This is a genomic window from Serratia sp. DFXYC6 (assembly GCF_057196085.1).
In genome coordinates, this window is sequence record NZ_JBXUNV010000010.1 from 1 (window position 1) to 25,631 (window position 25,631).

At 53.4% G+C, this 25,631-nt stretch carries 45 protein-coding genes; 39 read left to right on the forward strand and 6 right to left on the reverse strand.

All coding sequences use genetic code 11. The features are described 5' to 3' along the window. The 34 genes from AC2CGQ_RS24435 to AC2CGQ_RS24600 all read left to right on the forward strand — a co-directional run. Positions 1-73 (forward strand): EF-Tu C-terminal domain-related protein (locus tag AC2CGQ_RS24435; protein WP_131818057.1); only part of this gene is annotated, 73 nt, incomplete at its 5' end. A 131-nt stretch (positions 74-204) separates the two neighbouring features. Further along, positions 205-399 carry a bacterioferritin-associated ferredoxin gene (gene bfd, locus AC2CGQ_RS24440; RefSeq protein WP_015379266.1) on the forward strand — a complete coding sequence of 65 codons (195 nt, stop codon included), beginning with the start codon at positions 205-207 and terminating at the stop codon, positions 397-399. Between the two features lie 73 nt (positions 400-472). After that, complete coding sequence (bfr, locus tag AC2CGQ_RS24445; protein WP_004929784.1) at positions 473-952, forward strand: bacterioferritin; 480 nt, start codon at positions 473-475, stop codon at positions 950-952. 378 nt (positions 953-1,330) lie between these two features. Beyond that, positions 1,331-1,642 carry a 30S ribosomal protein S10 gene (gene rpsJ, locus AC2CGQ_RS24450; protein WP_001181005.1) on the forward strand — a complete coding sequence of 104 codons (312 nt, stop codon included), beginning with the start codon at positions 1,331-1,333 and terminating at the stop codon, positions 1,640-1,642. A gap of 32 nt (positions 1,643-1,674) precedes the next feature. Beyond that, positions 1,675-2,304 carry a 50S ribosomal protein L3 gene (gene rplC, locus AC2CGQ_RS24455; RefSeq protein ID WP_015379265.1) on the forward strand — a complete coding sequence of 210 codons (630 nt, stop codon included), beginning with the start codon at positions 1,675-1,677 and terminating at the stop codon, positions 2,302-2,304. Positions 2,305-2,314: 10 nt separating this feature from the next. Beyond that, a complete protein-coding gene (rplD, locus tag AC2CGQ_RS24460) occupies positions 2,315-2,920 on the forward strand; it encodes a 50S ribosomal protein L4 (RefSeq protein ID WP_004929779.1) in 606 nt (201 codons plus the stop codon). Then, on the forward strand, positions 2,917-3,219 hold the full coding sequence (rplW, locus tag AC2CGQ_RS24465) for a 50S ribosomal protein L23 (protein ID WP_004929776.1): 303 nt from the start codon (positions 2,917-2,919) through the stop codon (positions 3,217-3,219). Before rplD ends, rplW begins: the two co-directional genes overlap by 4 nt. An 18-nt stretch (positions 3,220-3,237) precedes the next feature. Then, positions 3,238-4,062, forward strand: coding sequence for a 50S ribosomal protein L2 (rplB, locus tag AC2CGQ_RS24470; RefSeq protein ID WP_004929775.1), 825 nt, complete (start codon positions 3,238-3,240; stop codon positions 4,060-4,062). 14 nt (positions 4,063-4,076) lie between these two features. Further along, a complete protein-coding gene (rpsS, locus tag AC2CGQ_RS24475; protein WP_004929772.1) occupies positions 4,077-4,355 on the forward strand; it encodes a 30S ribosomal protein S19 in 279 nt (92 codons plus the stop codon). Positions 4,356-4,369: 14 nt separating this feature from the next. Next, positions 4,370-4,702 (forward strand): 50S ribosomal protein L22, encoded by a 333-nt coding sequence (gene rplV, locus AC2CGQ_RS24480; protein WP_002223844.1) that lies wholly within the window; start codon positions 4,370-4,372, stop codon positions 4,700-4,702. A gap of 17 nt (positions 4,703-4,719) precedes the next feature. Further along, entirely contained in the window at positions 4,720-5,418 is a 699-nt protein-coding gene (rpsC, locus tag AC2CGQ_RS24485) for a 30S ribosomal protein S3 (RefSeq protein WP_004929766.1), read from the forward strand. Positions 5,419-5,430: 12 nt separating this feature from the next. After that, a complete protein-coding gene (rplP, locus tag AC2CGQ_RS24490) occupies positions 5,431-5,841 on the forward strand; it encodes a 50S ribosomal protein L16 (protein ID WP_004929764.1) in 411 nt (136 codons plus the stop codon). Next, a complete protein-coding gene (rpmC, locus tag AC2CGQ_RS24495; protein WP_004929762.1) occupies positions 5,841-6,032 on the forward strand; it encodes a 50S ribosomal protein L29 in 192 nt (63 codons plus the stop codon). The genes rplP and rpmC overlap by 1 nt, the downstream gene beginning before the upstream one ends. Next, entirely contained in the window at positions 6,033-6,287 is a 255-nt protein-coding gene (rpsQ, locus tag AC2CGQ_RS24500; RefSeq protein ID WP_004929760.1) for a 30S ribosomal protein S17, read from the forward strand. A gap of 172 nt (positions 6,288-6,459) precedes the next feature. Next, positions 6,460-6,831, forward strand: a complete 372-nt coding sequence (rplN, locus tag AC2CGQ_RS24505) for a 50S ribosomal protein L14 (RefSeq protein ID WP_000613954.1) — start codon at positions 6,460-6,462, stop codon at positions 6,829-6,831. Between the two features lie 9 nt (positions 6,832-6,840). Next, complete coding sequence (gene rplX, locus AC2CGQ_RS24510; protein ID WP_004929758.1) at positions 6,841-7,155, forward strand: 50S ribosomal protein L24; 315 nt, start codon at positions 6,841-6,843, stop codon at positions 7,153-7,155. Positions 7,156-7,169: 14 nt separating this feature from the next. Further along, positions 7,170-7,709: a 50S ribosomal protein L5 gene (gene rplE / locus AC2CGQ_RS24515; RefSeq protein ID WP_004929756.1), complete on the forward strand. Its 540-nt coding sequence runs from the start codon at positions 7,170-7,172 to the stop codon at positions 7,707-7,709. A 13-nt stretch (positions 7,710-7,722) separates the two neighbouring features. Further along, entirely contained in the window at positions 7,723-8,028 is a 306-nt protein-coding gene (rpsN, locus tag AC2CGQ_RS24520; protein ID WP_004929754.1) for a 30S ribosomal protein S14, read from the forward strand. 30 nt (positions 8,029-8,058) lie between these two features. Then, entirely contained in the window at positions 8,059-8,451 is a 393-nt protein-coding gene (rpsH, locus tag AC2CGQ_RS24525) for a 30S ribosomal protein S8 (RefSeq protein WP_004929753.1), read from the forward strand. Positions 8,452-8,465: 14 nt separating this feature from the next. Continuing rightward, positions 8,466-8,999, forward strand: coding sequence for a 50S ribosomal protein L6 (gene rplF / locus AC2CGQ_RS24530; protein WP_004929751.1), 534 nt, complete (start codon positions 8,466-8,468; stop codon positions 8,997-8,999). A 9-nt stretch (positions 9,000-9,008) separates the two neighbouring features. Beyond that, entirely contained in the window at positions 9,009-9,362 is a 354-nt protein-coding gene (rplR, locus tag AC2CGQ_RS24535) for a 50S ribosomal protein L18 (protein ID WP_004929748.1), read from the forward strand. A gap of 14 nt (positions 9,363-9,376) precedes the next feature. Then, positions 9,377-9,877: a 30S ribosomal protein S5 gene (rpsE, locus tag AC2CGQ_RS24540; RefSeq protein WP_004929747.1), complete on the forward strand. Its 501-nt coding sequence runs from the start codon at positions 9,377-9,379 to the stop codon at positions 9,875-9,877. A 6-nt stretch (positions 9,878-9,883) separates the two neighbouring features. Next, positions 9,884-10,063 carry a 50S ribosomal protein L30 gene (gene rpmD / locus AC2CGQ_RS24545; protein ID WP_048232028.1) on the forward strand — a complete coding sequence of 60 codons (180 nt, stop codon included), beginning with the start codon at positions 9,884-9,886 and terminating at the stop codon, positions 10,061-10,063. A gap of 3 nt (positions 10,064-10,066) precedes the next feature. Then, positions 10,067-10,501: a 50S ribosomal protein L15 gene (gene rplO / locus AC2CGQ_RS24550; RefSeq protein ID WP_004929742.1), complete on the forward strand. Its 435-nt coding sequence runs from the start codon at positions 10,067-10,069 to the stop codon at positions 10,499-10,501. Between the two features lie 7 nt (positions 10,502-10,508). Next, a complete protein-coding gene (gene secY / locus AC2CGQ_RS24555) occupies positions 10,509-11,840 on the forward strand; it encodes a preprotein translocase subunit SecY (protein WP_004929740.1) in 1,332 nt (443 codons plus the stop codon). Between the two features lie 33 nt (positions 11,841-11,873). Further along, positions 11,874-11,990 carry a 50S ribosomal protein L36 gene (gene rpmJ / locus AC2CGQ_RS24560; RefSeq protein ID WP_002227352.1) on the forward strand — a complete coding sequence of 39 codons (117 nt, stop codon included), beginning with the start codon at positions 11,874-11,876 and terminating at the stop codon, positions 11,988-11,990. 148 nt (positions 11,991-12,138) lie between these two features. Next, complete coding sequence (gene rpsM / locus AC2CGQ_RS24565) at positions 12,139-12,495, forward strand: 30S ribosomal protein S13 (protein WP_004929734.1); 357 nt, start codon at positions 12,139-12,141, stop codon at positions 12,493-12,495. A gap of 16 nt (positions 12,496-12,511) precedes the next feature. Further along, positions 12,512-12,901, forward strand: a complete 390-nt coding sequence (gene rpsK, locus AC2CGQ_RS24570) for a 30S ribosomal protein S11 (RefSeq protein ID WP_004929731.1) — start codon at positions 12,512-12,514, stop codon at positions 12,899-12,901. Between the two features lie 30 nt (positions 12,902-12,931). Continuing rightward, positions 12,932-13,552 (forward strand): 30S ribosomal protein S4, encoded by a 621-nt coding sequence (gene rpsD / locus AC2CGQ_RS24575; protein ID WP_004929729.1) that lies wholly within the window; start codon positions 12,932-12,934, stop codon positions 13,550-13,552. Between the two features lie 25 nt (positions 13,553-13,577). Further along, positions 13,578-14,567, forward strand: a complete 990-nt coding sequence (locus tag AC2CGQ_RS24580) for a DNA-directed RNA polymerase subunit alpha (RefSeq protein WP_002919219.1) — start codon at positions 13,578-13,580, stop codon at positions 14,565-14,567. A gap of 40 nt (positions 14,568-14,607) precedes the next feature. Beyond that, entirely contained in the window at positions 14,608-14,997 is a 390-nt protein-coding gene (rplQ, locus tag AC2CGQ_RS24585; protein WP_004929726.1) for a 50S ribosomal protein L17, read from the forward strand. Positions 14,998-15,145: 148 nt separating this feature from the next. After that, the gene (locus AC2CGQ_RS24590; protein WP_004929724.1) at positions 15,146-15,520 is read left to right on the forward strand and encodes a DnaJ family domain-containing protein; all 375 of its coding nucleotides are present in this window, start codon (positions 15,146-15,148) and stop codon (positions 15,518-15,520) included. Then, entirely contained in the window at positions 15,520-15,951 is a 432-nt protein-coding gene (gene zntR, locus AC2CGQ_RS24595; RefSeq protein WP_004929722.1) for a Zn(2+)-responsive transcriptional regulator, read from the forward strand. Before AC2CGQ_RS24590 ends, zntR begins: the two co-directional genes overlap by 1 nt. A 75-nt stretch (positions 15,952-16,026) precedes the next feature. After that, positions 16,027-16,233, forward strand: coding sequence for an alternative ribosome-rescue factor A (locus AC2CGQ_RS24600; protein ID WP_176326621.1), 207 nt, complete (start codon positions 16,027-16,029; stop codon positions 16,231-16,233). A gap of 57 nt (positions 16,234-16,290) precedes the next feature. Here the strand turns inward: AC2CGQ_RS24600 and mscL are convergent, their stop codons facing one another. The 5 genes from mscL to def all read right to left on the reverse strand — a co-directional run bounded on the left by mscL (position 16,291) and on the right by def (position 21,110). Then, positions 16,291-16,707 carry a large-conductance mechanosensitive channel protein MscL gene (mscL, locus tag AC2CGQ_RS24605; RefSeq protein WP_015379263.1) on the reverse strand — a complete coding sequence of 139 codons (417 nt, stop codon included), beginning with the start codon at positions 16,705-16,707 and terminating at the stop codon, positions 16,291-16,293. A 137-nt stretch (positions 16,708-16,844) separates the two neighbouring features. Next, positions 16,845-18,221 carry a Trk system potassium transporter TrkA gene (trkA, locus tag AC2CGQ_RS24610; protein ID WP_004929716.1) on the reverse strand — a complete coding sequence of 459 codons (1,377 nt, stop codon included), beginning with the start codon at positions 18,219-18,221 and terminating at the stop codon, positions 16,845-16,847. A 55-nt stretch (positions 18,222-18,276) separates the two neighbouring features. Continuing rightward, entirely contained in the window at positions 18,277-19,566 is a 1,290-nt protein-coding gene (gene rsmB, locus AC2CGQ_RS24615; RefSeq protein WP_176326620.1) for a 16S rRNA (cytosine(967)-C(5))-methyltransferase RsmB, read from the reverse strand. A gap of 72 nt (positions 19,567-19,638) precedes the next feature. After that, complete coding sequence (fmt, locus tag AC2CGQ_RS24620) at positions 19,639-20,583, reverse strand: methionyl-tRNA formyltransferase (protein WP_085337628.1); 945 nt, start codon at positions 20,581-20,583, stop codon at positions 19,639-19,641. A 17-nt stretch (positions 20,584-20,600) separates the two neighbouring features. After that, on the reverse strand, positions 20,601-21,110 hold the full coding sequence (gene def, locus AC2CGQ_RS24625) for a peptide deformylase (RefSeq protein WP_004929710.1): 510 nt from the start codon (positions 21,108-21,110) through the stop codon (positions 20,601-20,603). 133 nt (positions 21,111-21,243) lie between these two features. Between def and dprA the strand changes: the two genes are divergently transcribed. Genes dprA through aroE form a run of 5 tightly spaced genes read left to right on the forward strand, consistent with a single transcriptional unit; the run spans position 21,244 to position 24,788 of the window. Beyond that, positions 21,244-22,365 carry a DNA-protecting protein DprA gene (gene dprA, locus AC2CGQ_RS24630; RefSeq protein ID WP_085337627.1) on the forward strand — a complete coding sequence of 374 codons (1,122 nt, stop codon included), beginning with the start codon at positions 21,244-21,246 and terminating at the stop codon, positions 22,363-22,365. Next, positions 22,337-22,810: a DUF494 family protein Smg gene (smg, locus tag AC2CGQ_RS24635; RefSeq protein WP_033631946.1), complete on the forward strand. Its 474-nt coding sequence runs from the start codon at positions 22,337-22,339 to the stop codon at positions 22,808-22,810. Before dprA ends, smg begins: the two co-directional genes overlap by 29 nt. Positions 22,811-22,835: 25 nt before the next feature. Beyond that, positions 22,836-23,381, forward strand: coding sequence for a DNA topoisomerase family protein (locus AC2CGQ_RS24640; RefSeq protein ID WP_033631947.1), 546 nt, complete (start codon positions 22,836-22,838; stop codon positions 23,379-23,381). 7 nt (positions 23,382-23,388) lie between these two features. Further along, positions 23,389-23,958, forward strand: coding sequence for an L-threonylcarbamoyladenylate synthase type 1 TsaC (tsaC, locus tag AC2CGQ_RS24645; protein WP_015379258.1), 570 nt, complete (start codon positions 23,389-23,391; stop codon positions 23,956-23,958). Positions 23,959-23,969: 11 nt separating this feature from the next. After that, complete coding sequence (aroE, locus tag AC2CGQ_RS24650) at positions 23,970-24,788, forward strand: shikimate dehydrogenase (RefSeq protein WP_031300344.1); 819 nt, start codon at positions 23,970-23,972, stop codon at positions 24,786-24,788. Positions 24,789-24,826: 38 nt separating this feature from the next. Here the strand turns inward: aroE and AC2CGQ_RS24655 are convergent, their stop codons facing one another. Next, positions 24,827-25,369 (reverse strand): gamma carbonic anhydrase family protein, encoded by a 543-nt coding sequence (locus AC2CGQ_RS24655; RefSeq protein WP_004929699.1) that lies wholly within the window; start codon positions 25,367-25,369, stop codon positions 24,827-24,829. Positions 25,370-25,631: the final 262 nt, after the last annotated feature.

Here is a 25,631-nt window from a genome sequence, read left to right on the forward strand (position 1 = left end):
CGGTCTGCGTTTCGCAATCCGTGAAGGCGGCCGTACTGTAGGCGCTGGTGTTGTTGCTAAAGTTATCGCTTAATCGCGAATAATTTTTCGACACAAAAAAGGGCACTTCGGTGCCCTTTTTTTATGCAATTTGTATAAATCTTAATTGAAATAAAAACCATTCCTATTTAGACTCAATGCATTGGTTAAGAAGTGAGTCTCTCTATGTATGTATGTCTGTGTAATGCGGTGACTGACAAAGCGATCCGTAATGCGGTGCGTCAGCACAACCCCCATACCATGAAGCAGCTGCGTGAACTTGTGCCGATTGGTACCGATTGTGGAAAGTGCATTCGTCAGGCAAGACAGATTATGGTGGAGGAACGCGGAACTATCATCCCAATGCATGAAGTTGCCTAACAAAGGGTAAGGTTATTTTTGACTCTTGGCTTACAGGTTCTACACTTTTAGAACTGGCCAGGAGGAGTTACCTATGAAAGGCGATAAAAAGATCATTGCTCACCTCAACAAGCTGCTCGGCAACGAGCTGGTTGCCATCAATCAATATTTCCTGCACGCCCGCATGTTCAAGAATTGGGGCTTAATGCGCCTCAACGATAAGGAATACCACGAGTCGATCGACGAAATGAAACATGCCGATCGCTACATCGAGCGTATCCTGTTCCTGGAAGGAATACCTAATCTGCAGGACCTCGGTAAGCTGAACATCGGCGAAGACATTGAAGAGATGCTGCGTTCCGATCTGGCGCTGGAATTGGCGGGCGCCAAGAATCTGCGCGAAGGTATCGCCTACGCCGACTCGATTCACGATTATGTCAGCCGTGATTTGATGATCGACATTCTGGCCGATGAAGAAGAGCATATCGACTGGCTGGAAACCGAGCTGGATCTGATTGCTCGCCTCGGCATTCAAAACTATGCCCAGGCCCAGATTTTAGAACGCAAAGAGTAAGCCTGCCTTCCGTTCGTCATCGCCTCTCCTGCCGGCGACCGTTTTTACGGCGGGGCAGGGGAGCTGCCCGCTAAGCATAATTCATACCTTGATCGCCACCTTCATCCCGTGATCGTCGCTGAACGCGCAAAAATGACGATTTCCTGAGCATATTTCCAACTGCGGCTTGCTTCCTGGGCCATTTTGCGTATAATGCGCGGGCTTACCTAATCTTGGTAAGCCTGATTTTAGCGAATCAGTCGATTGGCAGGCCTTTTTTGCCTTTCGAACAATACTCCCGATATGGGGGTTATATGTTGACGATTACACTCCCCCATCAATCGAAATGGGTGTGAGGAGTAATTATTTACGTTTATAAATAATTGGAGCTCTGGTCTCATGCAGAACCAAAGAATCCGTATCCGCCTGAAAGCGTTTGATCATCGTCTGATCGATCAATCAACCGCGGAAATCGTCGAGACTGCAAAGCGCACTGGTGCGCAAGTCCGTGGTCCGATCCCGCTGCCAACTCGCAAAGAGCGCTTTACCGTTCTGATCTCTCCGCACGTCAACAAAGACGCGCGCGATCAGTACGAGATTCGCACTCACAAGCGTCTGGTTGACATCGTTGAGCCAACCGAGAAAACCGTTGATGCTCTGATGCGTCTGGATCTGGCTGCCGGTGTAGACGTGCAGATCAGCCTGGGTTAATCAGGTCATTGAGCGATTGAGAGGTTGAAACAATGATTGGTTTAGTCGGTAAAAAAGTGGGTATGACCCGTATCTTCACTGAAGATGGCGTTTCTATCCCAGTAACCGTAATTGAAATTGAAGCGAACCGCGTGACTCAGGTTAAAAGCCTGGACACCGACGGTTACCGTGCCGTTCAGGTTACCACTGGTAGCAAAAAAGCTAACCGTGTAACCAAGCCGGAAGCGGGCCATTTCGCTAAAGCTGGCGTTGAAGCTGGCCGTGGTCTGTGGGAATTCCGCCTGGAAGAAGGTCAAGAATTCGCTGCAGGTCAGGAAATTAGCGTAGAAATCTTCGCTGACGTTAAAAAAGTCGATGTTACCGGTACTTCTAAAGGTAAAGGTTTTGCTGGCACTGTTAAGCGCTGGAACTTCCGTACCCAAGACGCTACCCACGGTAACTCCTTGTCTCACCGCGTTCCGGGTTCTATCGGTCAGAACCAGACTCCGGGCAAAGTGTTCAAAGGCAAGAAAATGGCTGGCCACCTGGGTGATGAGCGCGTAACCGTTCAAAGCCTGGACGTAGTACGTGTTGACGCTGAGCGCAACCTGCTGCTGGTTAAGGGTGCTGTACCGGGCGCAACCGGTGGCAACCTGATCGTTAAACCAGCTGTGAAGGCGTAAGGGGATAGCAATGGAATTAGTATTGAAAGACGCGCAAAGCGCGCTGACTGTTTCCGAAACTACCTTCGGTCGTGATTTCAACGAAGCGCTGGTACACCAGGTTGTTGTTGCTTATGCAGCAGGTGCCCGTCAAGGTACTCGTGCTCAGAAGACCCGTGCTGAAGTAACTGGTTCCGGCAAAAAGCCATGGCGTCAGAAAGGCACCGGCCGTGCGCGTTCAGGTTCTGTAAAGAGCCCGATCTGGCGTTCAGGCGGCGTGACCTTTGCTGCTAAGCCACAGGACCACAGTCAGAAAGTAAACAAAAAGATGTACCGCGGCGCGCTGAAAAGCATCCTGTCCGAACTGGTACGTCAAGATCGTCTGATCGTTGTCGAGAAGTTCTCTGTAGAAGCGCCTAAAACTAAGCTGCTGGCACAGAAACTGAAAGATATGGCTCTGGAAGACGTGCTGATCGTGACCGGTGAACTGGATGAGAATCTGTTCCTGGCAGCTCGCAACCTGTACAAGGTTGACGTGCGCGATGTAGCAGGTATCGATCCGGTTAGCCTGATCGCCTTCGACAAAGTGGTTATGACTGCTGATGCTGTGAAGCAAGTTGAGGAGATGCTGGCATGATCCGTGAAGAACGTTTGCTGAAAGTGCTGCGTGCACCGCACGTATCTGAAAAAGCATCCGCTGCGATGGAAAAAAGCAACACCATCGTTCTCAAAGTTGCCAAAGACGCGACCAAAGCAGAAATCAAAGCTGCAGTGCAGAAACTGTTTGAAGTCGAAGTCAAAGACGTGAACACCCTGGTAGTTAAAGGGAAAGTGAAGCGTCACGGTCAGCGTGTTGGTCGTCGTAGCGACTGGAAAAAAGCTTACGTCACCCTGAAAGAAGGCCAGAATCTGGACTTCATCGGCGGCGCAGAGTAAGTCGGAGGAGTAAGAACAATGGCAATTGTTAAATGTAAACCTACATCTCCGGGTCGTCGCCACGTTGTTAAAGTGGTTAACCCTGAGCTGCACAAGGGTAAACCTTATGCCCCGCTGCTGGAAAAACTGAGCAAAAGCGGTGGTCGTAACAACAATGGCCGTATCACCACCCGTCATATCGGTGGTGGCCACAAGCAACATTATCGTCTGGTTGACTTCAAGCGCAACAAAGACGGTATCCCTGCTGTGGTTGAGCGTCTGGAGTACGATCCGAACCGTTCCGCGAACATCGCGCTGGTTCTGTACAAAGACGGCGAACGCCGTTACATCCTGGCGCCGAAAGGCCTGAAAGCTGGTGACCAGATTCAATCTGGCGTTGATGCTGCAATCAAAGCGGGTAACACCCTGCCGATGCGCAACATTCCAGTTGGTTCAACGGTTCACAACGTAGAAATGAAACCAGGTAAAGGCGGCCAGATGGCTCGCTCCGCTGGTGCCTACGTTCAGATCGTTGCTCGTGATGGTTCCTACGTAACTCTGCGTCTGCGCTCCGGCGAAATGCGTAAAGTTCCAGCTGATTGCCGCGCCACCCTGGGTGAAGTCGGTAACGCTGAACACATGCTTCGCGTTCTGGGTAAAGCAGGTGCTGCACGTTGGCGTGGTGTTCGTCCTACCGTTCGCGGTACGGCGATGAACCCGGTAGATCACCCGCACGGTGGTGGTGAAGGTCGTAACTTTGGTAAGCACCCGGTAACTCCGTGGGGCGTTCAGACCAAAGGTAAGAAGACCCGTAGCAACAAGCGTACTGATAAGTTCATCGTACGTCGCCGTAGCAAAAAATAATTAGAGGATAAGCCATGCCACGTTCTCTCAAGAAAGGTCCTTTTATTGACCTGCACTTGCTGAAGAAGGTAGAGAAAGCGGTGGAAAGCGGTGACAAGAAGCCTTTGCGCACTTGGTCCCGTCGTTCAACGATCTTTCCTAACATGATCGGTTTGACCATCGCTGTCCATAATGGTCGTCAGCACGTACCAGTGTTCGTTTCCGATGAAATGGTCGGTCACAAACTGGGTGAATTCGCGCCGACTCGTACTTATCGCGGCCATGCGGCTGATAAAAAAGCTAAAAAGCGCTAAGGTAGGAGGAAGAGATGGAAACTATCGCTAAACATCGCCACGCTCGTTCTTCTGCTCAGAAGGTTCGCCTTGTTGCTGACCTGATTCGCGGTAAGAAAGTGTCGCAAGCTCTGGAAACTCTGACCTACACCAACAAGAAAGCTGCTGGTCTGGTTAAGAAAGTGCTGGAGTCTGCCATTGCTAACGCAGAACACAACGATGGCGCTGACATCGATGATCTGAAAGTTACGAAAATCTTCGTAGACGAAGGCCCAAGCATGAAGCGCATTATGCCGCGTGCAAAAGGTCGTGCAGATCGCATCCTGAAGCGCACCAGCCACATTACTGTGGTTGTGTCCGATCGCTGAGACTCTGGAGACTAGCAATGGGTCAGAAAGTACATCCTAATGGTATTCGCCTGGGTATTGTCAAACCTTGGAACTCTACTTGGTATGCGAATACCAAAGAATTCGCTGACAACCTGGACAGCGACTTTAAAGTTCGTCAATTCCTGACTAAGGAACTGTCGAAAGCTTCCGTTTCTCGCATCGTTATCGAGCGTCCTGCGAAGAGCATCCGTGTGACCATTCACACTGCTCGCCCAGGCATCGTTATCGGCAAGAAAGGTGAAGACGTCGAAAAACTGCGCAAGGTCGTAGCGGACATCGCTGGCGTTCCTGCACAGATCAACATCGCCGAAGTCCGTAAACCGGAACTCGACGCTAAATTGGTTGCTGACAGCATCACTTCTCAGCTGGAACGTCGCGTTATGTTCCGTCGTGCTATGAAGCGTGCAGTACAGAACGCAATGCGTCTTGGCGCTAAAGGTATCAAAGTTGAAGTAAGCGGCCGTCTTGGCGGCGCTGAAATCGCACGTACCGAATGGTACCGCGAAGGTCGTGTTCCATTGCACACTCTGCGTGCGGACATCGACTACAACACATCTGAAGCGCACACCACTTATGGTGTAATCGGCGTTAAGGTATGGATCTTCAAAGGTGAGATCCTGGGTGGTATGGCTGCAGTTGAACAACCGGAACCGGCTGCTCAACCTAAAAAGCAGCAGCGTAAAGGCCGCAAGTAAGGAGAGTCGCTGATGTTACAACCAAAGCGTACAAAATTCCGTAAGGTGCACAAGGGCCGCAACCGTGGTCTGGCGCAAGGTACGGATGTTAGCTTCGGCACTTTCGGTCTGAAAGCTGTTGGCCGTGGCCGTCTGACTGCTCGTCAAATCGAAGCAGCTCGTCGTGCAATGACTCGTGCAGTTAAGCGTCAAGGCAAGATCTGGATCCGTGTATTCCCGGACAAACCGATCACCGAGAAGCCGCTGGAAGTGCGTATGGGTAAAGGTAAGGGTAACGTGGAGTATTGGGTTGCCCTGATCCAGCCTGGTAAGGTCCTGTACGAAATGGACGGCGTGCCAGAAGAGGTTGCCCGCGAGGCATTCAAACTGGCAGCAGCGAAACTGCCGATCAAAACCACCTTTGTAACTAAGACGGTGATGTAATGAAAGCACAAGAGCTGCGTGAAAAAAGCGTTGAAGAGCTGAATGCCGAGCTGCTCAACCTGCTGCGTGAGCAATTCAACTTGCGCATGCAGGCGGCCAGTGGCCAGCTGCAACAAACTCACCTGTTGAAACAAGTGCGTCGTGACGTCGCACGCGTTAAGACTTTACTGACTCAAAAGGCGGGTGTGTAAATGACTGAAGTTATCCGTACCCTGCAGGGTCGTGTTGTTAGCGATAAAATGGAGAAATCCATCGTTGTTGCTATCGAGCGTACTGTGAAGCACCCAATCTACGGGAAATTCATCAAACGTACGACCAAGCTGCACGTACATGACGAGAACAACGAATGTGGTACCGGCGACGTGGTGGAAATCCGCGAATGCCGCCCACTGTCCAAGACCAAGTCCTGGACGTTGGTTCGCGTTGTAGAGAAAGCGATTCTGTAATAGAGTAGCTGGCTCTCACTTAATAAACGGCTCAGAAAATGAGCCGTTTATTTTTTCTACCCATACCAAGTAAGCGGTGTTATAATGCTGCGCCCTCGGTTATGGGGCTTTTCAACGGCCTAATTTTTACTTGGGTCTTTAAAGTAGTAGTTGACATTAGCGGAGCACTAAAATGATCCAAGAACAGACTATGCTGAACGTCGCCGACAACTCCGGTGCACGTCGCGTAATGTGTATCAAGGTTCTAGGTGGCTCGCACCGTCGCTACGCAGGCGTCGGCGACATCATCAAAATTACCATCAAGGAAGCAATTCCTCGCGGTAAGGTGAAGAAAGGCGATGTTCTGAAGGCGGTAGTGGTGCGCACCAAGAAGGGTGTACGTCGCCCGGACGGTTCTGTCATTCGCTTCGATGGCAATGCATGCGTTATTTTGAACAATAACAGCGAGCAGCCAATCGGTACGCGTATTTTTGGGCCGGTAACTCGTGAACTGCGTAATGAGAAGTTCATGAAAATTATCTCTCTGGCACCAGAAGTACTCTAAGGAGCGAACATGGCAGCGAAGATCCGTCGTGATGACGAAGTTATCGTGATTACCGGGAAAGACAAAGGTAAGCGCGGTAAAGTAAAAAATGTCCTGTCTGCTGGCAAGGTCATTGTTGAAGGCATCAACCTGGTTAAGAAACACCAGAAGCCGGTTCCGGCTCTGAACCAACCAGGCGGCATTGTTGAGAAAGAAGCTGCAATTCAGGTTTCTAACATTGCTATCTTCAACGCGGCTACCGGCAAGGCTGACCGTGTAGGCTTTAGATTCGAAGACGGCAAAAAAGTCCGTTTCTTCAAGTCTAACAGCGAAACTATCAAGTAATTTGGAGTAATACGATGGCGAAACTGCATGATTACTACAAAGACGAGGTAGTCAAACAACTGATGTCTCAGTTTGATTACAACTCTGTCATGCAAGTCCCTCGGGTCGAGAAGATCACCCTGAACATGGGTGTTGGTGAAGCGATTGCTGACAAGAAACTGCTGGATAACGCCGCAGCGGACCTGGCAGCCATCTCCGGTCAAAAACCGTTGATCACCAAAGCCCGCAAATCTGTTGCAGGCTTCAAAATCCGTCAGGGCTATCCGATCGGCTGTAAAGTAACTCTGCGTGGCGAACGCATGTGGGAGTTCTTTGAGCGTCTGATCTCCATTGCTGTTCCACGTATCCGTGACTTCCGTGGCCTGTCCGCCAAGTCATTCGATGGCCGTGGCAACTACAGCATGGGCGTGCGTGAGCAAATCATCTTCCCAGAAATCGACTACGACAAAGTCGATCGCGTTCGTGGTTTGGATATTACCATTACCACTACTGCGAAATCTGATGATGAAGGCCGCGCGCTGCTGGCTGCTTTTAACTTCCCGTTCCGCAAGTAAGGCAGGGTTACTGATGGCTAAGCAATCAATGAAAGCACGCGAAGTCAAGCGCGTGAAATTAGCTGACAAGTTCTTTGCAAAACGCGCTGAACTGAAAGCTATTATCTCTGATGTGAACGCATCCGATGAAGATCGTTGGAATGCCGTTCTCAAGCTGCAAACTCTGCCGCGTGATTCCAGCCCGTCTCGTCAGCGTAAACGCTGCCGCCAAACTGGCCGTCCACATGGTTATGTGGGCAAATTCGGGTTGAGCCGTATTAAGCTTCGTGAAGCCGCTATGCGCGGTGAAGTACCAGGCTTGAAAAAGGCTAGCTGGTAATTACCAATTGAATCACGGGAGTAAAGACAGATGAGCATGCAAGATCCGATCGCGGATATGCTGACCCGTATCCGTAACGGTCAAGCCGCGAACAAAGTTGCGGTCACCATGCCTTCCTCCAAGCTGAAAGTGGCAATTGCCAACGTGCTGAAGGAAGAAGGTTTTATTGAAGATTTCAAAATCGAAGGCGACGCCAAGCCTGTTCTGGAACTGGTACTGAAGTACTTCCAGGGCAAAGCTGTGGTAGAAAGCATTCAACGTATCAGCCGTCCAGGTCTGCGCATCTACAAGAAAAAAGATGAGCTGCCAAAAGTTATGGCCGGTTTGGGTATCGCTGTTGTTTCTACCTCTAAAGGTGTTATGACCGATCGTGCAGCTCGCCAGGCTGGTCTTGGTGGCGAGATTATCTGCTACGTAGCTTAATTCGGGAGGAAAGAATGTCTCGTGTTGCAAAAGCACCCGTCGTCATTCCTGCCGGCGTAGAGGTAAAACTCAACGGTCAGGTTATTTCGATTAAGGGTAAAAACGGCGAGTTGACTCGTACTATCCACGACGCCGTTGAAGTGAAGCAAGAAGCTAACGCACTGACTTTCGCTCCGCGCGAAGGTTTTGCTAACGCATGGGCCCAAGCGGGTACCACGCGCGCTCTGCTGAACGCAATGGTTGTTGGTGTTACCGAAGGCTTCACCAAGAAGCTTCAACTGGTAGGTGTTGGTTATCGTGCTGCCGTTAAAGGCAACGTGGTGAATTTGGCCCTGGGCTTCTCTCACCCTATCGATCACCAGCTGCCGGCAGGTATCACTGCTGAATGCCCAAGCCAAACTGAAATCGTGCTGAAAGGCGCTGATAAGCAGGTAATTGGCCAGGTAGCAGCAGATCTGCGCGCTTACCGTCGTCCTGAGCCTTACAAAGGCAAGGGTGTTCGTTACGCCGACGAAGTCGTGCGTACCAAAGAGGCTAAGAAGAAGTAAGGTAACACTATGGATAAGAAATCTGCTCGTATCCGTCGTGCGACCCGCGCACGCCGCAAGCTCCAAGAGCTGGGTGCAACCCGCCTGGTGGTACATCGTACCCCGCGTCACATTTACGCACAGGTGATTGCTCCAAACGGTTCTGAAGTACTGGTAGCCGCTTCTACTTTAGAAAAAGCTATCGCGGAGCAACTGAAGTATTCCGGTAACAAAGACGCAGCAGCAGCCGTAGGTAAAGCTCTGGCTGAGCGCGCGTTGGAAAAAGGGATTGCGAAAGTATCCTTTGACCGTTCCGGTTTCCAATATCATGGTCGAGTCCAGGCACTGGCAGATGCTGCCCGTGAAGCTGGCCTTCAGTTCTAAGGAAGAGGTTTAAGATGGCTCACATCGAAAAACAAGCTGGCGAACTGCAGGAAAAGCTGATCGCGGTAAACCGCGTATCTAAAACCGTAAAAGGTGGCCGTATTTTCAGCTTTACCGCACTGACTGTAGTTGGTGATGGTAACGGTCGCGTTGGTTTTGGCTACGGCAAAGCACGCGAAGTTCCAGCAGCGATCCAGAAAGCGATGGAAAAAGCCCGTCGCAACATGATGAACGTCGCGCTGAACAGCGGCACCCTGCAGCACCCTGTTAAGGGCGCTCACACGGGTTCTCGCGTGTTCATGCAGCCTGCTCATGAAGGTACCGGTATCATCGCGGGCGGTGCAATGCGCGCCGTTCTCGAAGTTGCTGGGGTGCACAACGTATTGGCTAAAGCTTATGGTTCCACCAACCCGATCAACGTGGTTCGTGCAACTATCGACGCTCTGGCGAATATGAAGTCTCCTGAAATGGTCGCTGCTAAGCGTGGTAAATCCGTTGCCGACATTCTGGGGTAATTGACCATGGCTAAGACTATTAAAGTTACACAAACTCGCAGCTCAATTGGCCGTCTGCCGAAGCATAAAGCTACTCTGCTCGGTCTGGGTCTGCGTCGTATTGGTCACACCGTAGAGCGCGAGGATACTCCTGCTGTTCGCGGTATGGTCAACCTGGTTTCCTACATGGTTAAAGTTGAGGAGTAACAGATGCGTTTAAATACTCTGTCTCCGGCTGAAGGTGCCAAGCATGCGCCTAAGCGTGTAGGTCGTGGTATTGGTTCTGGCCTGGGTAAAACCGGCGGCCGTGGTCACAAAGGTCAGAAGTCTCGTTCTGGCGGTGGCGTACGTCGTGGTTTCGAAGGTGGTCAGATGCCTCTGTACCGTCGTCTGCCGAAATTCGGCTTCACTTCACGCAAAGCGATGATCACGGCAGAAGTTCGTCTGTCTGAACTGGCTCTGGTTGAAGGCGATGTTATCGACCTGAACGCGCTGAAAGCCGCTAACGTAGTTGGTGTCCAGATCGAATTCGCGAAAGTTGTACTTTCTGGCGAAGTCGCTCGTCCGGTAACCCTGCGTGGTCTGCGTGTCACCAAAGGCGCTCGTGCTGCTATCGAGGCTGCTGGCGGTAAAATTGAGGAATAAGTAGCAGATGGCTAAGCAACCAGGATTAGATTTTCAAAGTGCTAAAGGCGGGCTCGGCGAGCTGAAGCGCAGACTTTTGTTTGTCATCGGCGCGCTGATTGTCTTCCGCATCGGCTCTTTCATTCCGATTCCTGGTATCGATGCCACTGTGCTTGCCAAATTGCTTGAGCAGCAGAGAGGCACTATCATTGAAATGTTTAACATGTTCTCTGGTGGTGCCCTCAGCCGTGCTTCTATCTTTGCTCTGGGGATCATGCCGTATATCTCGGCGTCGATCATTATCCAGCTGCTGACGGTGGTTCATCCAGCGTTGGCGGAAATCAAGAAAGAAGGGGAGGCTGGCCGTCGCAAGATTAGCCAGTACACCCGCTACGGTACGCTGGTATTGGCCATATTCCAGTCGATCGGTATTGCTACCGGTCTGCCGAATATGCCTGGTATGCAGGGCCTGGTGTTAAACCCAGGCTTTGCATTCTACTTTACTGCGGTTGTGAGCCTGGTAACCGGGACAATGTTCCTGATGTGGCTGGGTGAGCAGATTACTGAGCGCGGTATCGGCAACGGTATCTCGATCATTATCTTCGCGGGTATTGTAGCGGGGCTCCCGCCGGCAGTGGCCCATACTATTGAGCAAGCGCGGCAAGGCGACCTGCACTTCCTCCTGCTGCTGTTGGTTGCAGTATTGGTGTTTGCAGTAACCTTCTTCGTTGTTTTCATCGAGCGTGGTCAACGTCGTATCGTCGTTAACTATGCGAAGCGTCAACAAGGTCGTCGTGTTTATGCAGCACAGAGTACACACTTACCGTTGAAAGTGAACATGGCGGGTGTTATCCCGGCGATTTTCGCTTCCAGCATTATTCTGTTCCCGGCCACGATTGCATCATGGTTTGGGGGCGGTACCGGTTGGAACTGGCTGACTACGATTTCGCTGTATTTGCAGCCAGGGCAACCGCTTTATGTGTTACTCTATGCGTCTGCAATCATCTTCTTCTGTTTCTTCTACACGGCGTTGGTTTTCAACCCGCGTGAGACAGCAGATAACCTGAAGAAGTCCGGTGCCTTCGTACCAGGAATTCGTCCGGGAGAGCAAACGGCGAAGTATATCGATAAAGTAATGACGCGTTTAACCCTGGTGGGCGCGATGTACATTACTTTCATCTGCCTGATCCCGGAGTTCATGCGTGATGCAATGAAAGTACCATTCTACTTTGGTGGTACCTCGCTACTGATCGTGGTTGTCGTCATCATGGACTTTATGGCTCAAGTGCAAACTCTGATGATGTCAAGTCAGTACGAGTCTGCATTGAAGAAAGCAAATCTGAAAGGCTATAACCGCTAGTCAGATTCGTTTGAGAAGTTACGGAGAGTAAAAATGAAAGTTCGTGCTTCCGTCAAGAAATTATGTCGTAACTGCAAAATCGTTAAGCGTAACGGTGTCGTTCGTGTGATTTGCAGCGCCGAGCCGAAGCATAAACAGCGTCAAGGCTGATTATCTCGCATATTTTTCTTGCAAAGTTGGGTTGAGCTGGCTAGATTAGCCAGCCAATCTTTTGTATGTCGCACTGCAACATTATTTGAGTATCCTGAAAACGGGCTTTTCAGAATGGTGTTGCTGTATAAAATAGTAGGAGTGCATAGTGGCCCGTATAGCAGGCATTAACATTCCTGATCATAAACATACCGTTATCGCCTTAACGTCGATCTTCGGTATCGGTAAAACCCGTTCACAGGCTATCTGTGCATCTACGGGTATTGCTGAAAATGTTAAGATCAGTGAGCTGTCTGAAGAGCAAATCGAAAAGCTTCGTGATGCAGTTGCCAAATACACCGTTGAGGGTGATTTGCGTCGTGAAATTACCCTGAGCATCAAGCGTCTTATGGACCTTGGTTGCTATCGTGGTTTGCGTCATCGTCGTGGTCTGCCGGTACGCGGTCAGCGCACCAAGACCAACGCTCGTACCCGTAAGGGTCCGCGCAAGCCGATCAAGAAATAATCGGGGTTATTGAATAATGGCAAAGGCACCTGTTCGTACACGTAAGCGTGTAAGAAAGCAAGTCTCTGACGGCGTGGCTCATATCCATGCTTCTTTCAACAACACCATCGTTACCATCACTGATCGTCAGGGTAATGCTTTGGGTTGGGCAACAGCCGGTGGTTCCGGTTTCCGTGGTTCTCGTAAGTCCACTCCGTTCGCAGCACAGGTTGCAGCAGAACGTTGTGCTGACGCAGTGAAAGAATACGGTATCAAGAACCTGGAAGTTATGGTTAAAGGACCTGGTCCTGGTCGTGAGTCTACTATCCGCGCTCTGAACGCGGCTGGTTTCCGCATCACTAACATTACTGATGTGACTCCGATCCCTCATAACGGTTGTCGTCCGCCGAAAAAGCGCCGCGTGTAACGCAGCTTTTAGGATTGTTGGAGAAAGAAAATGGCAAGATATTTGGGTCCTAAGCTCAAGCTGAGCCGTCGTGAGGGCACAGACCTGTTCCTTAAGTCTGGCGTTCGCGCGATCGATTCCAAGTGTAAAATTGAACAAGCACCTGGTCAGCATGGTGCGCGTAAACCGCGTCTGTCTGATTACGGTGTTCAGTTGCGTGAGAAGCAGAAAGTTCGTCGTATGTACGGCATTCTGGAGCGTCAATTCCGCAACTATTACAAAGAAGCAACCCGCCTGAAGGGCAACACCGGTGAAAACCTGTTGCAGCTGCTGGAAGGTCGTCTGGACAACGTTGTTTACCGTATGGGCTTCGGCGCTACTCGTGCAGAGTCACGTCAGCTGGTTAGCCACAAAGCAGTTATGGTAAACGGTCGCGTTGTTAACATCGCTTCTTATCAGGTATCTCCGAATGACGTAGTCAGCATCCGCGAGAAAGCTAAAAAGCAGTCTCGTGTTAAAGCTTCTCTGGAGCTGGCTGAGCAGCGTGAAAAGCCGACTTGGCTGGAAGTTGATGCTGCTAAGATGGAAGGCGTGTTCAAGCGTATGCCTGAACGTACCGATCTGTCTGCGGACATTAACGAACACCTGATCGTCGAGCTTTACTCCAAGTAAAGCTTAGTACCAAAGAGAGGACACAATGCAGGGTTCTGTGACAGAGTTTCTAAAACCGCGCCTGGTAGATATCGAGCAAGTCAGTTCGACGCACGCCAAGGTGACCCTTGAGCCTTTAGAGCGTGGCTTTGGCCATACTCTTGGCAACGCACTGCGCCGTATTCTGCTTTCATCTATGCCGGGTTGCGCGGTGACCGAGGTTGAGATTGATGGTGTACTGCATGAGTACAGCACCAAAGAAGGCGTACAGGAAGATATCCTGGAGATCCTGCTCAACCTGAAAGGGCTGGCGGTGAGAGTTCAAGGCAAAGACGAAGTTATTCTTACCCTGAATAAATCTGGCATTGGCCCTGTGACCGCTGCCGACATCACCCATGATGGTGATGTCGAAATCGTCAAGCCTCAGCACGTGATTTGCCACCTGACTGATGAGAACGCGGCTATCAGCATGCGTATCAAAGTTCAGCGCGGTCGCGGTTATGTGCCGGCTTCTGCCCGAATTCATTCGGAAGAAGATGAGCGCCCAATCGGTCGTCTGTTGGTTGACGCCTGCTACAGCCCTGTAGAGCGTATCGCCTACAATGTTGAAGCTGCGCGTGTAGAACAGCGTACTGACTTGGATAAGCTGGTCATCGAAATGGAGACCAATGGCACGATCGATCCTGAAGAGGCGATCCGCCGTGCGGCCACCATTCTGGCTGAACAACTTGAAGCTTTCGTTGACCTGCGTGATGTGCGTCAGCCGGAAGTTAAAGAAGAGAAACCGGAATTCGATCCGATCTTGCTGCGCCCTGTTGACGATCTGGAATTGACTGTCCGCTCTGCTAACTGCCTCAAGGCAGAAGCTATCCACTACATCGGTGATCTGGTACAGCGTACCGAGGTTGAGTTGCTGAAAACGCCAAACCTGGGTAAAAAATCTCTTACCGAGATTAAAGACGTGCTGGCCTCACGTGGTCTGTCTCTGGGCATGCGCCTGGAAAACTGGCCGCCGGCAAGCATTGCTGACGAGTAACCGGATCACAGGTTAAGGTTTTACTGAGAAGGATAAGGTCATGCGCCATCGTAAGAGTGGTCGTCAACTGAACCGTAACAGCAGCCATCGCCAGGCTATGTTCCGTAACATGGCCGGCTCTTTGGTTCGTCATGAGATCATCAAGACGACCCTGCCAAAAGCAAAAGAGCTGCGTCGCGTTGTTGAGCCGCTGATTACTCTTGCCAAGACCGACAGCGTAGCTAATCGTCGTCTGGCATTCGCCCGTACTCGTGATAACGAGATCGTGGCAAAACTGTTTAACGAGCTGGGCCCGCGTTTCGCGAGCCGTGCCGGTGGTTACACTCGCATTCTGAAGTGTGGCTTCCGCGCAGGCGACAACGCGCCGATGGCATACATCGAGCTGGTTGATCGTGCTGAGTCTCAAGCAGAAGTAGCAACTGCAGAGTAATCTGTAGACGCGTAAAAAAACCGGGCTTGCCCGGTTTTTTTACGTCCAAATCCAGCCAAATGTGCGCAATTCCCCTGCAGTGCTTAAGATCCCCGCCCCTATCCGCTATGCTAAGGCTTATTCATTAGGCTAACCGAGGCTGTCTGTCATGGGGTTGCTTGATCAATGGGCGGAGCGTCATATCCTTGATGCTCAGGATAAAGGCGAGTTCGACAACCTGCCTGGCCAGGGGCAGCCGCTGGCGCTGGAAGATGACAGCGCGGTGCCGCCCGAGCTACGCGCCGGTTACCGTTTGCTGAAAAATGCCGGTTACCTGCCGCCGGCGCTGGAAGATCGTAAAGAGGCGTTGACCGTTGCCCGCTTGCTGCAAGAGATTAATAGCGAACATCCGGACTATGTCGATCTCAGCAAGCGCATGGCACTGCTGGAGCACCGGCTGCGTCAGGCTGGGATGAGCACCGATTTCTTGCATGGCGAATATCAGCGCGCGCTTGATGGCAAGTTCACCCGAGAGGAGCGGTAATGTTCAAGATAGGTCAGTTGGCCAAGCTCGCCGAAGTGACGCCGGATACCGTGCGTTACTATGAAAAGCAGGGCATGATGGATCACAATGTCCGCACCGAAGGCGGTTATCGGCTGTATACGGAGCAGGACCTGCAGCGGCTGCGTTTTATTCGCTATGCCAAACAGTTGGGCTTTACTCTGGAAACGATCGCCGAACTGCTGTCGATCCGGGTTGATCCTGAACATCATACCTGCCAGGAATCGAAGTCGATCGTCGATGCGCGACTGAGCGAAGTGGAAAGCAAGTTGGCGGAGCTGACTCGCATGCGCGAATCGTTGAAACGCCTGAGTGACGCCTGCTGCGGCACTGCCCATACCAGCAACTATTGTTCTATTCTGGAAGCCTTGGAACAGGGTGCCAGCGATGATAAAGGCAAAAAAGATTGCTGACGACACTTTAATTTTTATATTGCCGGCAGTATTATCGGCTCGTTTTATTACCCTACCTTTTACAGGAGCATTACCATGACGAAATATCGTCACACTAAAGGCCAGATTCAAGATAACGCCATTGAGGCGCTGCTGTATGACCCGCTATTCCGCCAACGAGTGGAAAAGAATGTGAAAGGCAAAGGCAGCTATCGGCGTAAAGAAAAACACAACAAAGGCGGTAACTGGGAGGCCAGTGGCAAACTATCAAACGATAATTTACCACTGGCTTTCTGGTTTTAAGGCATTAAAAAAGCCACCTTCATCGGTGGCTTTTTATTGGCGTAACTTAATGCTGTTTTACAGCTTTGGCTGCTGTTGCTGGCTCAGCAAATCACGGATTTCCGTCAGCAGTTTCTCTTCTGCGGTTGGTTCTGGCGGCGCTGCTGGCGCTTCTTCCTGCTTGCGGCGCATCTTGTTCATCAGTTTAATCGCCAGGAAGATAGCGAAGGCGACAATCACAAAGTCAAATACGGTCTGGATGAATGAACCATAGTTCATTACCACCGCCGGTACGGCGCCCTGAGCTTCACGTAACACCAGATGGAACTGTTTAAAATCGACGCCGCCAATCAGTAAGCCCAACGGTGGCATGATGATATCAGCCACGAAGGACGAAACAATCTTGCCGAATGCAGCACCGATAATCACACCGACGGCCAGATCGACCACGTTGCCGCGCATGGCAAATTCGCGAAACTCTTTCAACATACTCATAGAACGCACCCCTTGCAGAATTAATAACTCAAGTTTAACAAAGCAATTTCCCTTTGCCACAAATGGCGAGAAGTTTTATCTCCTCCCAAGGCAGAGAACAACTACGCAATTATAGACCATCGCCTAATAAATTCGTTCTACAAGAAGAACGGACTCGGTTGGAACAAGCGTTCAACGTCCGGCACGAATTTCTTGTCGGTAATAAACATGATGACGTGATCGCCCTGTTCGATTTTGCTGTTGCCGTTGGCGATGATCACGTCGTCGCCACGCACGATCGCACCGATGGTGGTACCCGGTGGCAGCTTGATGTCTTCCACGATGCGGCCGACCACTTTAGATGTGCTTTCATCGCCGTGGGCAATCGCTTCGATCGCTTCTGCCACGCCGCGGCGCAGTGACGAGACGCTGACGATATCCGCTTTGCGCACATGCCCAAGCAGCGCGGAGATGGTTGCCTGCTGCGGGGAAATGGCAATATCGATCACGCTGCCTTGCACCAGATCGACATAGGCGCGGCGCTGGATCAATACCATCACCTTCTTGGCGCCCATGCGCTTGGCCAGCATGGCGGACATGATGTTGGCCTCATCGTCGTTGGTGATGGCGATGAAAACATCCACCTGCTCGACGTGCTCTTCGGCCAGCAGCTCCTGATCGGAGGCATCGCCGTAGAATACAATGGTGTCGTGCAGCTGTTCGGCCAGCTCGGCGGCGCGTTGCTGATTCCGCTCGATCAGTTTGACGTTGTAGTCTTTTTCCAGCTTGGCGGCCAGGCCGGCGCCGACGTTGCCGCCGCCGACGATCATGATGCGCTTATAGGGTTTTTCCAGCCGCTGCAGTTCGCTCATCACCGCGCGGATATGCTGTGAGGCGGCGACGAAGAACACTTCATCGCCGGCTTCGATAATGGTCGAGCCCTGCGGACGGATCGGACGATCCTGGCGGAATATGGCGGCGACGCGGGTATCGATATGTGGCATGTGCTCGCGCATTGAAGAGAGCGCATTGCCGACCAGCGGGCCGCCGTAATAGGCTTTAACCGCGGCGATGCTGACCTTGCCTTCGGCAAAGTTGACCACCTGCAGCGCGCCAGGGTATTCAATCAGCTTGTAGATATAGTCGATGACCAGCTGCTCCGGCGAAATCAGATGGTCGATTGGCACCGCTTCCGGCAGGAACAGTTTCTCCGACTCGCGGATGTATTCCGGCGCGCGGATACGGGCGATACGGTTAGGGGTATTAAACAGAGAATAGGCGATCTGGCAGGCGATCATGTTGGTTTCGTCGGAGTTGGTGACGGCGACCAGCATGTCGGCGTCTTCTGCGCCGGCTTCGCGCAGCACCCGAGGGTGGGAACCATGCCCCTGAACCACCCGCAAATCGAATTTATCCTGCAGCTGACGCAAGCGGCCGGAATCGGTATCGACGACGGTGATATCGTTGTTTTCACCCACCAGGTTTTCCGCCAGCGTCCCGCCAACCTGACCGGCACCAAGAATAATTATTTTCATCGTGTTCTCTGCTTCACACTGAAAGACTTAGGGCGCGCACGCACGCCCTGAAGCATTACATTTTAATCAGCTTAGCGTAAAAGAAGCCATCGCCGTCCTCGGGATGCGGGATATTCTGTCGCCCTGGCCGCTGCGCATCGCCGGTTTCAACCAGCTTGGCATCGGCGTGGCGTTGCAAGAACGCGGCGATCTGGTTGCTGTTTTCATCCGGCAGGATAGAACAGGTGGCGTAAACCATCACTCCGCCTGATTTTAGATGCGGCCAGACGGCTTCCAGAATTTCTGCCTGCAGTGCGGCGAGTTCGGCGATGTCGCGATCGCGGCGCAGCCATTTGATGTCGGGATGACGGCGGATCACGCCGGTGGCGGAGCAAGGTGCGTCCAGCAGGATGCGGTCGAACTGCTTGTCCCCGCACCACTGCAGCGGAGTGCGGCCATCGCCCAGTTTAACCTCTGCGTGCAAACGCAGACGCTGCAGGTTCTCTTTGACTCGCGCCAGGCGCTGTTCGTCGATATCGACCGCCATGACGTGTGCTTTCGGCGCCGCTTCCAAAATATGCGTGGTTTTGCCGCCGGGTGCGGCGCACAGATCGAGGATCTGTTCGCCGTCTTGCGGATCCAACAGATCGACACACCCCTGGGCTGAGGCATCTTGCACGGTGACCCAGCCTTCGGCGAACCCTGGCAGATCGGTCACGGCGCAAGGCGCCAGCAAACGCACTGCATCGGCATAGTCTGCATGAGTTTCCGCGGCGATGCCGGCGTCGTTCAGCAGCTGCAGATAAGCGTCACGGGTGTGATGCAGGCGGTTGACGCGCAGCCACATCGGCGGCTTCTGGTTATTGGCGTCGACGATCTGTTCCCAGTTGGCGGGATAAGCCTGTTGAATGCGTTTCAGTAACCAGCTGGGATGCAGATAGCGGCTGTCATTGTTGGCGGCGCGTTGCAACAGCTCTTCCTGCTGGCGCTGGAATTGCCGCAAGACGCCGTTAATCAGGCCTTTTAACTGCGGGCGTTTCAGCGCTACCGCACCTTCCACGGTTTCCGCCAGCACGGCGTGCGCCGGGATGCGGGTATACAGCAGCTGATACAGGCCAACCATCAGCAAGTAGTGCAGCGTACGCTGCTTACCGGTCAGCGGCTTGGCCATCAATTGCTGAATGCACCATTCGAGCTGCGGCAGCACGCGTAACGTGCCGAAACACAGCTCCTGCAGCAACCCGCGATCTTTGTCGCTGATGGAGGTTTGCAGCGCCGGCAGGACAGTGCTGAGCGACTGCCCCTGATCCAGCACCTGGCCGATGGCTTTGGCAGCGATGCTGCGGAGATTGTAATTATTTTTCATAGGCTGAAGCTGATAACGATCGGCATTAAGAAAATAACGGCCCGGCGATGAACGGCCGGGCAGTGGGGTGACTTACAGCCGGTTACCCGGGGTAAACCATTCACGACGTGAATTTAACAGGTCCTGCGCCGACATCGGTTTCTTACCGGCGGGCTGCAGCTGGATCAGATTGAGGATGCCGTCGGCGGTCGCCACCTGAATGCCTTGCTTGTCGGCATGGACAACGGTGCCCGGCTCCGCGTTGGCGCTTTGCGCCAGCACGCTGGCCTGCCAGACTTTTACCGGTTGATCGTCGATGGTGAAGTAGCTGATCGGCCAAGGGTTGAAGGCGCGGATGCAGCGCTCCAGTTGTGCAGCGGACAGGTTCCAGTCCAGGCGAGCTTCTTCTTTGCTCAGCTTCTCGGCGTAAGTGACCAATGCTTCGTCCTGTACTTCGCGGGTGGCGCTGCCGTCGGCCATTTGGCGCAGCGTCGTCAGCATGCCCTGCGGGCCGAGCTGGGCCAGTTTGCCGTAGAGACTGGCGCTGGTGTCGTTGCTCTCAATTGGGCAGGCGATCTTGTGCATCATGTCGCCGGTATCGAGGCCGGCGTCCATCTGCATGATGGTCACGCCGGTTTCGCTGTCGCCGGCCCAGAGCGAACGCTGGATCGGTGCCGCGCCGCGCCAGCGAGGCAGCAGCGAACCGTGTACGTTGATGCAACCGAGACGCGGCATATCCAGCACCGCTTGCGGCAGGATCAACCCGTAGGCAACAACCACCATCACGTCGGCGTTAAGATCGGCCACCAGGCGCTGGTTCTCTTCTGGGCGCAGCGATTTTGGCTGAAATACCGGCAGTTGGTGTTGTTCAGCCAGCACTTTTACCGGGCTTGGCGTCAACTTGTTGCCGCGGCCAGCCGGGCGGTCGGGCTGGGTAAAAACGCCGACAATCTGGTGCTCAGATGACAACAGCGCGTCAAGATGACGCGCTGCGAAGTCTGGTGTTCCGGCGAAAATAATCCGTAAAGAGTCAGACACGTTGATTTCCTGATCGGTTAGGCGCGGGCTTGGAGCTTGGCCATTTTTTCCAGTTTCTGACGAATGCGCTGGCGCTTCAGCGGCGACAGGTAATCGACGAACAGTTTACCCATCAGGTGATCCATCTCGTGCTGGATGCAGATCGCCAGCAGATCGTCCGCTTCCAGCTCGAAAGATTTGCCTTCGCGATCCAGCGCGCGGATCTTCACCTGCGCGGCGCGTGGTACCAATGCACGCTGCTCGGGAATGGAAAGACAGCCTTCCTCGATGCCGGTTTCGCCGCTTTTTTCCAGCAGCTCCGGATTGATCAGCACCAGGCGCTGATCGCGATTCTCGGAGACGTCGATCACGATAATGCGCTGATGGATATCCACCTGAGTCGCAGCAAGGCCGATGCCTTCCTCTGCGTACATGGTTTCAAACATATCATCCACGATGCGCTGGATATCTGCATTGACTTCTTTTACCGGCGCTGCAACTTTGCGCAGACGCTCGTCTGGGAAATGTAATACCTGCAAGACTGACATATATCTTTAGATCTGTATCCGAGTAATGAACGAGGTTTAACCTCTATTCTAGACATTTCCCGGCCTGATTGACAGCATTGCGCACCAATTGCTCAGATTGGTAATACCACCGTTTTTGCTGAGGGAACAGAGGATGCGGCCGGAAGAGATCGCTTTACGGATGCGGGGGGTTACGGGGCTGCAGACCGTCGTGGCCAGCCGGATCGTGCGGCAGTTATCGCAAATGGGTGGCGAGCCTCGCCGCGCGTTGCGTGAACTGGGATTGAATGAACGGCAACGGGCACAGTTCAACCAGACGGATCCTGGTTATCTGGCGGCCACCTTGCGTTGGCTGGAAGTGCCGGCGCACCGTATGCTGAACTATGCAGCGGCCGGCTATCCCGAATGCCTGGCTCAGATCGACGATGCGCCGCTGTTCCTGCTGATCGATGGAGATCCTCAGGCGCTGTTGCGCCCGCAACTTGCCATGGTTGGCAGCCGGCAGTTCAGCCACTACGGCGAGCGCTGGGCTAACCATTTCGCCGAGGAATTGGCGCGTTGCGGTTTCACCATCACCAGTGGTTTGGCGATCGGCATCGACGGCATTTGCCATCGCGCAGCGCTGGCGGCCGGTGGTTGCACGATAGCGGTGTTGGGCTGCGGGCTGGCCAATGTCTACCCGCGGCGGCACCACAGGCTCGCAGAGCAGATAGTCGAGCAGGGCGGTGCGGTGATTTCAGATCATTTGGTCACCGATTTGCCCCTGGCCGACCATTTTCCGCGCCGCAACCGCATTATCAGCGGGCTGAGCCAGGGCGTTCTGGTCATAGAAGCCTCGTTGCGCAGCGGTACCCTGGTGACGGCTCGCTATGCGCTGGAGCAAGGGCGTGAGGTATTCGCCTTGCCGGGGCCGTTAGGGAACCCGATGAGCGAAGGCACGCACTGGCTGATCCAACAGGGCGCGCATCTGGTGACTGGGCCGAAAGATATCGCCGAATTGCTGGGAAGCGGCCTTCAATGGCTGTCACTGAACGAAAATACAACTATTTGTGCGTCGCAGGCTGAAGTTGAATTGCCATTTGCCGATGTGTTGGCTAACGTAGGAGATGAGGTGACACCTGTTGACGTCGTCGCTGAACGTGCCGGCCAACCTGTGCCAGTGGTGGTAATCAAGTTACTCGAGCTGGAGTTAGCAGGGTGGATCGCAGCTGTACCCGGCGGCTATGTCCGAATAAGGAGGGCAAGCCATGTTCGACGTACTCATGTACTTGTTTGAAACTTATATCCACAATGAACCAGAGATGCGCGTCGATCAGGATCAACTGACCGATGATCTCGCCCAGGCGGGGTTTCATCAGGATGATATCTACAACGCGTTGAATTGGCTTGAGAAGTTGGCCGACCTGCAAGAAGGTCAAAATGCGCCTTACTTTATGGATGCGGATCCGCTGGCGATGCGGATCTATACCGAAGAGGAAAACGCGCGTTTGGACGCCGGCTGCCGTGGTTTTCTCCTGTTCCTGGAACAGATTCAGGTATTGAACCTCGAAACCCGTGAAATGGTTATCGACCGCGTTATGGCTTTGGATAATGCGGAATTCGATCTCGAAGATCTGAAATGGGTCGTGTTGATGGTGCTGTTTAATATCCCCGGATATGAAAGCGCCTATCAGCAAATGGAAGAGCTGTTGTTTGAAGTGAACGAAGGTTATCTGCATTGAGCCGATAACGCGCATAGAAGACGTTATGACAAAAAACGCGATTTTTGCCGCCAGGCAAAATGAACCCTGTCCGGAATGCGGGGCCGAGCTGGTGATCCGTAGCGGTCGCCACGGCCCTTTCCTCGGCTGTTCCCAGTACCCTGAATGCCAATATATTCGTCCGCTGAAAGCACAGGCCGATGGGCATGTCGTTAAGGTGTTGGATGGGCAACCGTGCCCGAAGTGTCAGGCGACGTTGGTGCTGCGCCAGGGGCGCTACGGCATGTTTATCGGCTGCAGCGATTATCCGCAGTGCGATCACACAGAAGTGATCGACAAGCCTGATGAAACCGCCATTACCTGTCCGCAGTGCGGCCAAGGCAAACTGCTGCAGCGCAAGTCGCGTTACGGCAAGGTTTTTCACTCCTGCGATCGTTACCCGGAATGCCAGTTCGCTCTCAACGTTAAACCCGTCGCTGGTGAATGCGCCTATTGCCATTATCCGCTGCTGATGGAAAAGCGCACGGCAAAAGGCCCCGTCCTGTGCTGTGCCAGCAAGCTGTGCGGAAAACCCGTCGCGACTACAGAATAATCACATCATGAATTCAGAATTAAGCCCGAACCTTTTATCTATCATCGATGCTTTGCATCAACAGCAGGTGATTGCGTATCCCACCGAAGCGGTATTCGGCCTGGGTTGCGATCCCGACAGCGAGCAGGCGGTCAATGCATTGCTGGCGCTGAAACAGCGGCCGTGGGAAAAGGGGCTGATTTTGATCGCCGCCGACTATGCGCAGCTTAAGCCTTATATTGACGACAGTACGCTCAGCGAACAGCAGCGCGCGACGATGTTTGCCAGCTGGCCTGGGCCGGTAACCTGGGTGTTGCCTGCTCGGCCGGAGACGCCGCGTTTGTTGACCGGGCGTTTCAGTTCACTGGCGGTGCGCGTCAGCGATCATCCGCTGGTGCAGTTGCTGTGCCGGCAGTACGGCAAGCCGCTGGTGTCGACCAGCGCCAATCTCAGTGGGCTGGAACCGTGCCGCAGTGCCGATGAGGTCACGCGGCAGTTCGGCGAAGCTTTCCCGGTATTGCGCGGCAAGGTGGGTGGCCGTCTTAATCCTTCCGAAATCAGAGACGTTCTGACCGGCGAACAGATCCGTCAGGGCTAGAGGTAATGGGCATGGAGAAGTTTGCGGTATTTGGCAACCCTATCGGCCACAGCAAATCGCCGCGAATTCATGCGCTGTTTGCTGCCCAGACCGGCATTGAGCATCCTTATGGGACGGTGTTGGCGCCGCTGGACGGTTTTGAAACCAGCCTGCAGGCGTTTATCCGCGCCGGAGGGCTGGGGGCGAACGTCACGGTGCCTTTCAAGGAGCGTGCTTATTCGGCCGCTTCTGAGCTGAGCGAGCGCGCGGCGATGGCCGGTGCGGTCAACACCCTGAAGGTATTGCCTAATGGCGAGCTGTTGGGGGATAACACCGACGGCATCGGTTTGCTGACCGATCTGCAGCGCCAGCAATTGATTCGGCCGCAGGATCGCATTCTGCTGGTGGGCGCCGGCGGTGCGGCACGCGGCGTGATCCTGCCGCTGCTGTCTTTCGGCTGCCGGCTCACGATCACCAACCGCACTTTCAGTCGGGCCCAAGAGTTGGCCGACGCTTTCCGGCATCTGGGGGAGATCTCGGCGGCGCCGATGGATCAACTGGATCAGCAAGCGTTCGATCTGGTGATCAATGCGACGGCGTCCGGCATCAGCGGGGAGATCCCGGCGTTGCCTGCAGGCGTGGTGAATGCGCAAACCCGTTGCTATGACATGTTCTATCAGCAAGGCGTTACGCCATTTCTGGCCTGGGCGCAGCAGCAGGGCGCAACGGAATACGCCGATGGGCTGGGTATGCTGGTGGGGCAGGCGGCGCATGCTTTCCTGCTTTGGCACGGAGTGATGCCGGAGATCGAGCCGGTATTACGCCAGCTGCGCAGCGAACTGGTGGCATAAATTCTACCCCGTTCTCTTTATAGGGAACGGGGCGCCCATCAGATATCTTCCGACAGGTATTCGTCTTTCCAGCGTACATAGTTGTTAGAAGAATAAAGCAATCCCTCCAACTCGGCGGCGGTCAAAGGCCGAACCTGGCGTGCCGGGCTACCCATATAAAGATAGCCGCTGGCCAGGCGTTTGCCCGGCGCCACCAAACTGCCGGCGCCAATCATCACGTCATCTTCTACAACTACGCCGTCCAACAGGATTGATCCCATCCCGACCAGCACCCGGTTGCCGATGGCGCAGCCGTGCAGCATCGCTTTATGGCCCACGGTAACGTCTTCGCCAATTAACAGGGGATAACCGTCGGGGTTATGTTCGGAGCGGTGAGTCACATGCAGCACGCTGCCATCCTGAATATTGCTGCGTGCGCCGATCTTTACCGCATTGACGTCGCCGCGAATGGCGACCAGCGGCCAGATGCTGACGTCATCCGCCAGATCGACGTCGCCGATCACGACGCTGGAAGGATCGATCAAGACGCGCTGACCGAGTTTGGGGGTGTATTGAAGATAAGAACGTACTGCATCGGACATGGTGCTTGCCTCACGTCGGGATCATATTTACCGGCAATACTAGACCCTGGCGATGGAATTACAACCAACGCCAGCGCCGGATCCTGCGGAAAATGGCCCTGATCGCACAAGATCCACCCGGAAGGGCTGAAAAGTGTGCAAACAGAAAGAAAAGATCAAAAAAGGGGTTGTGCAAAAAACTCGGATCCCTATAATGCGCCTCCATCGACACGGCGCAAGTGATTCACTTCACACAGCGGCCGGGAAGAAAGAGAAAAAATCC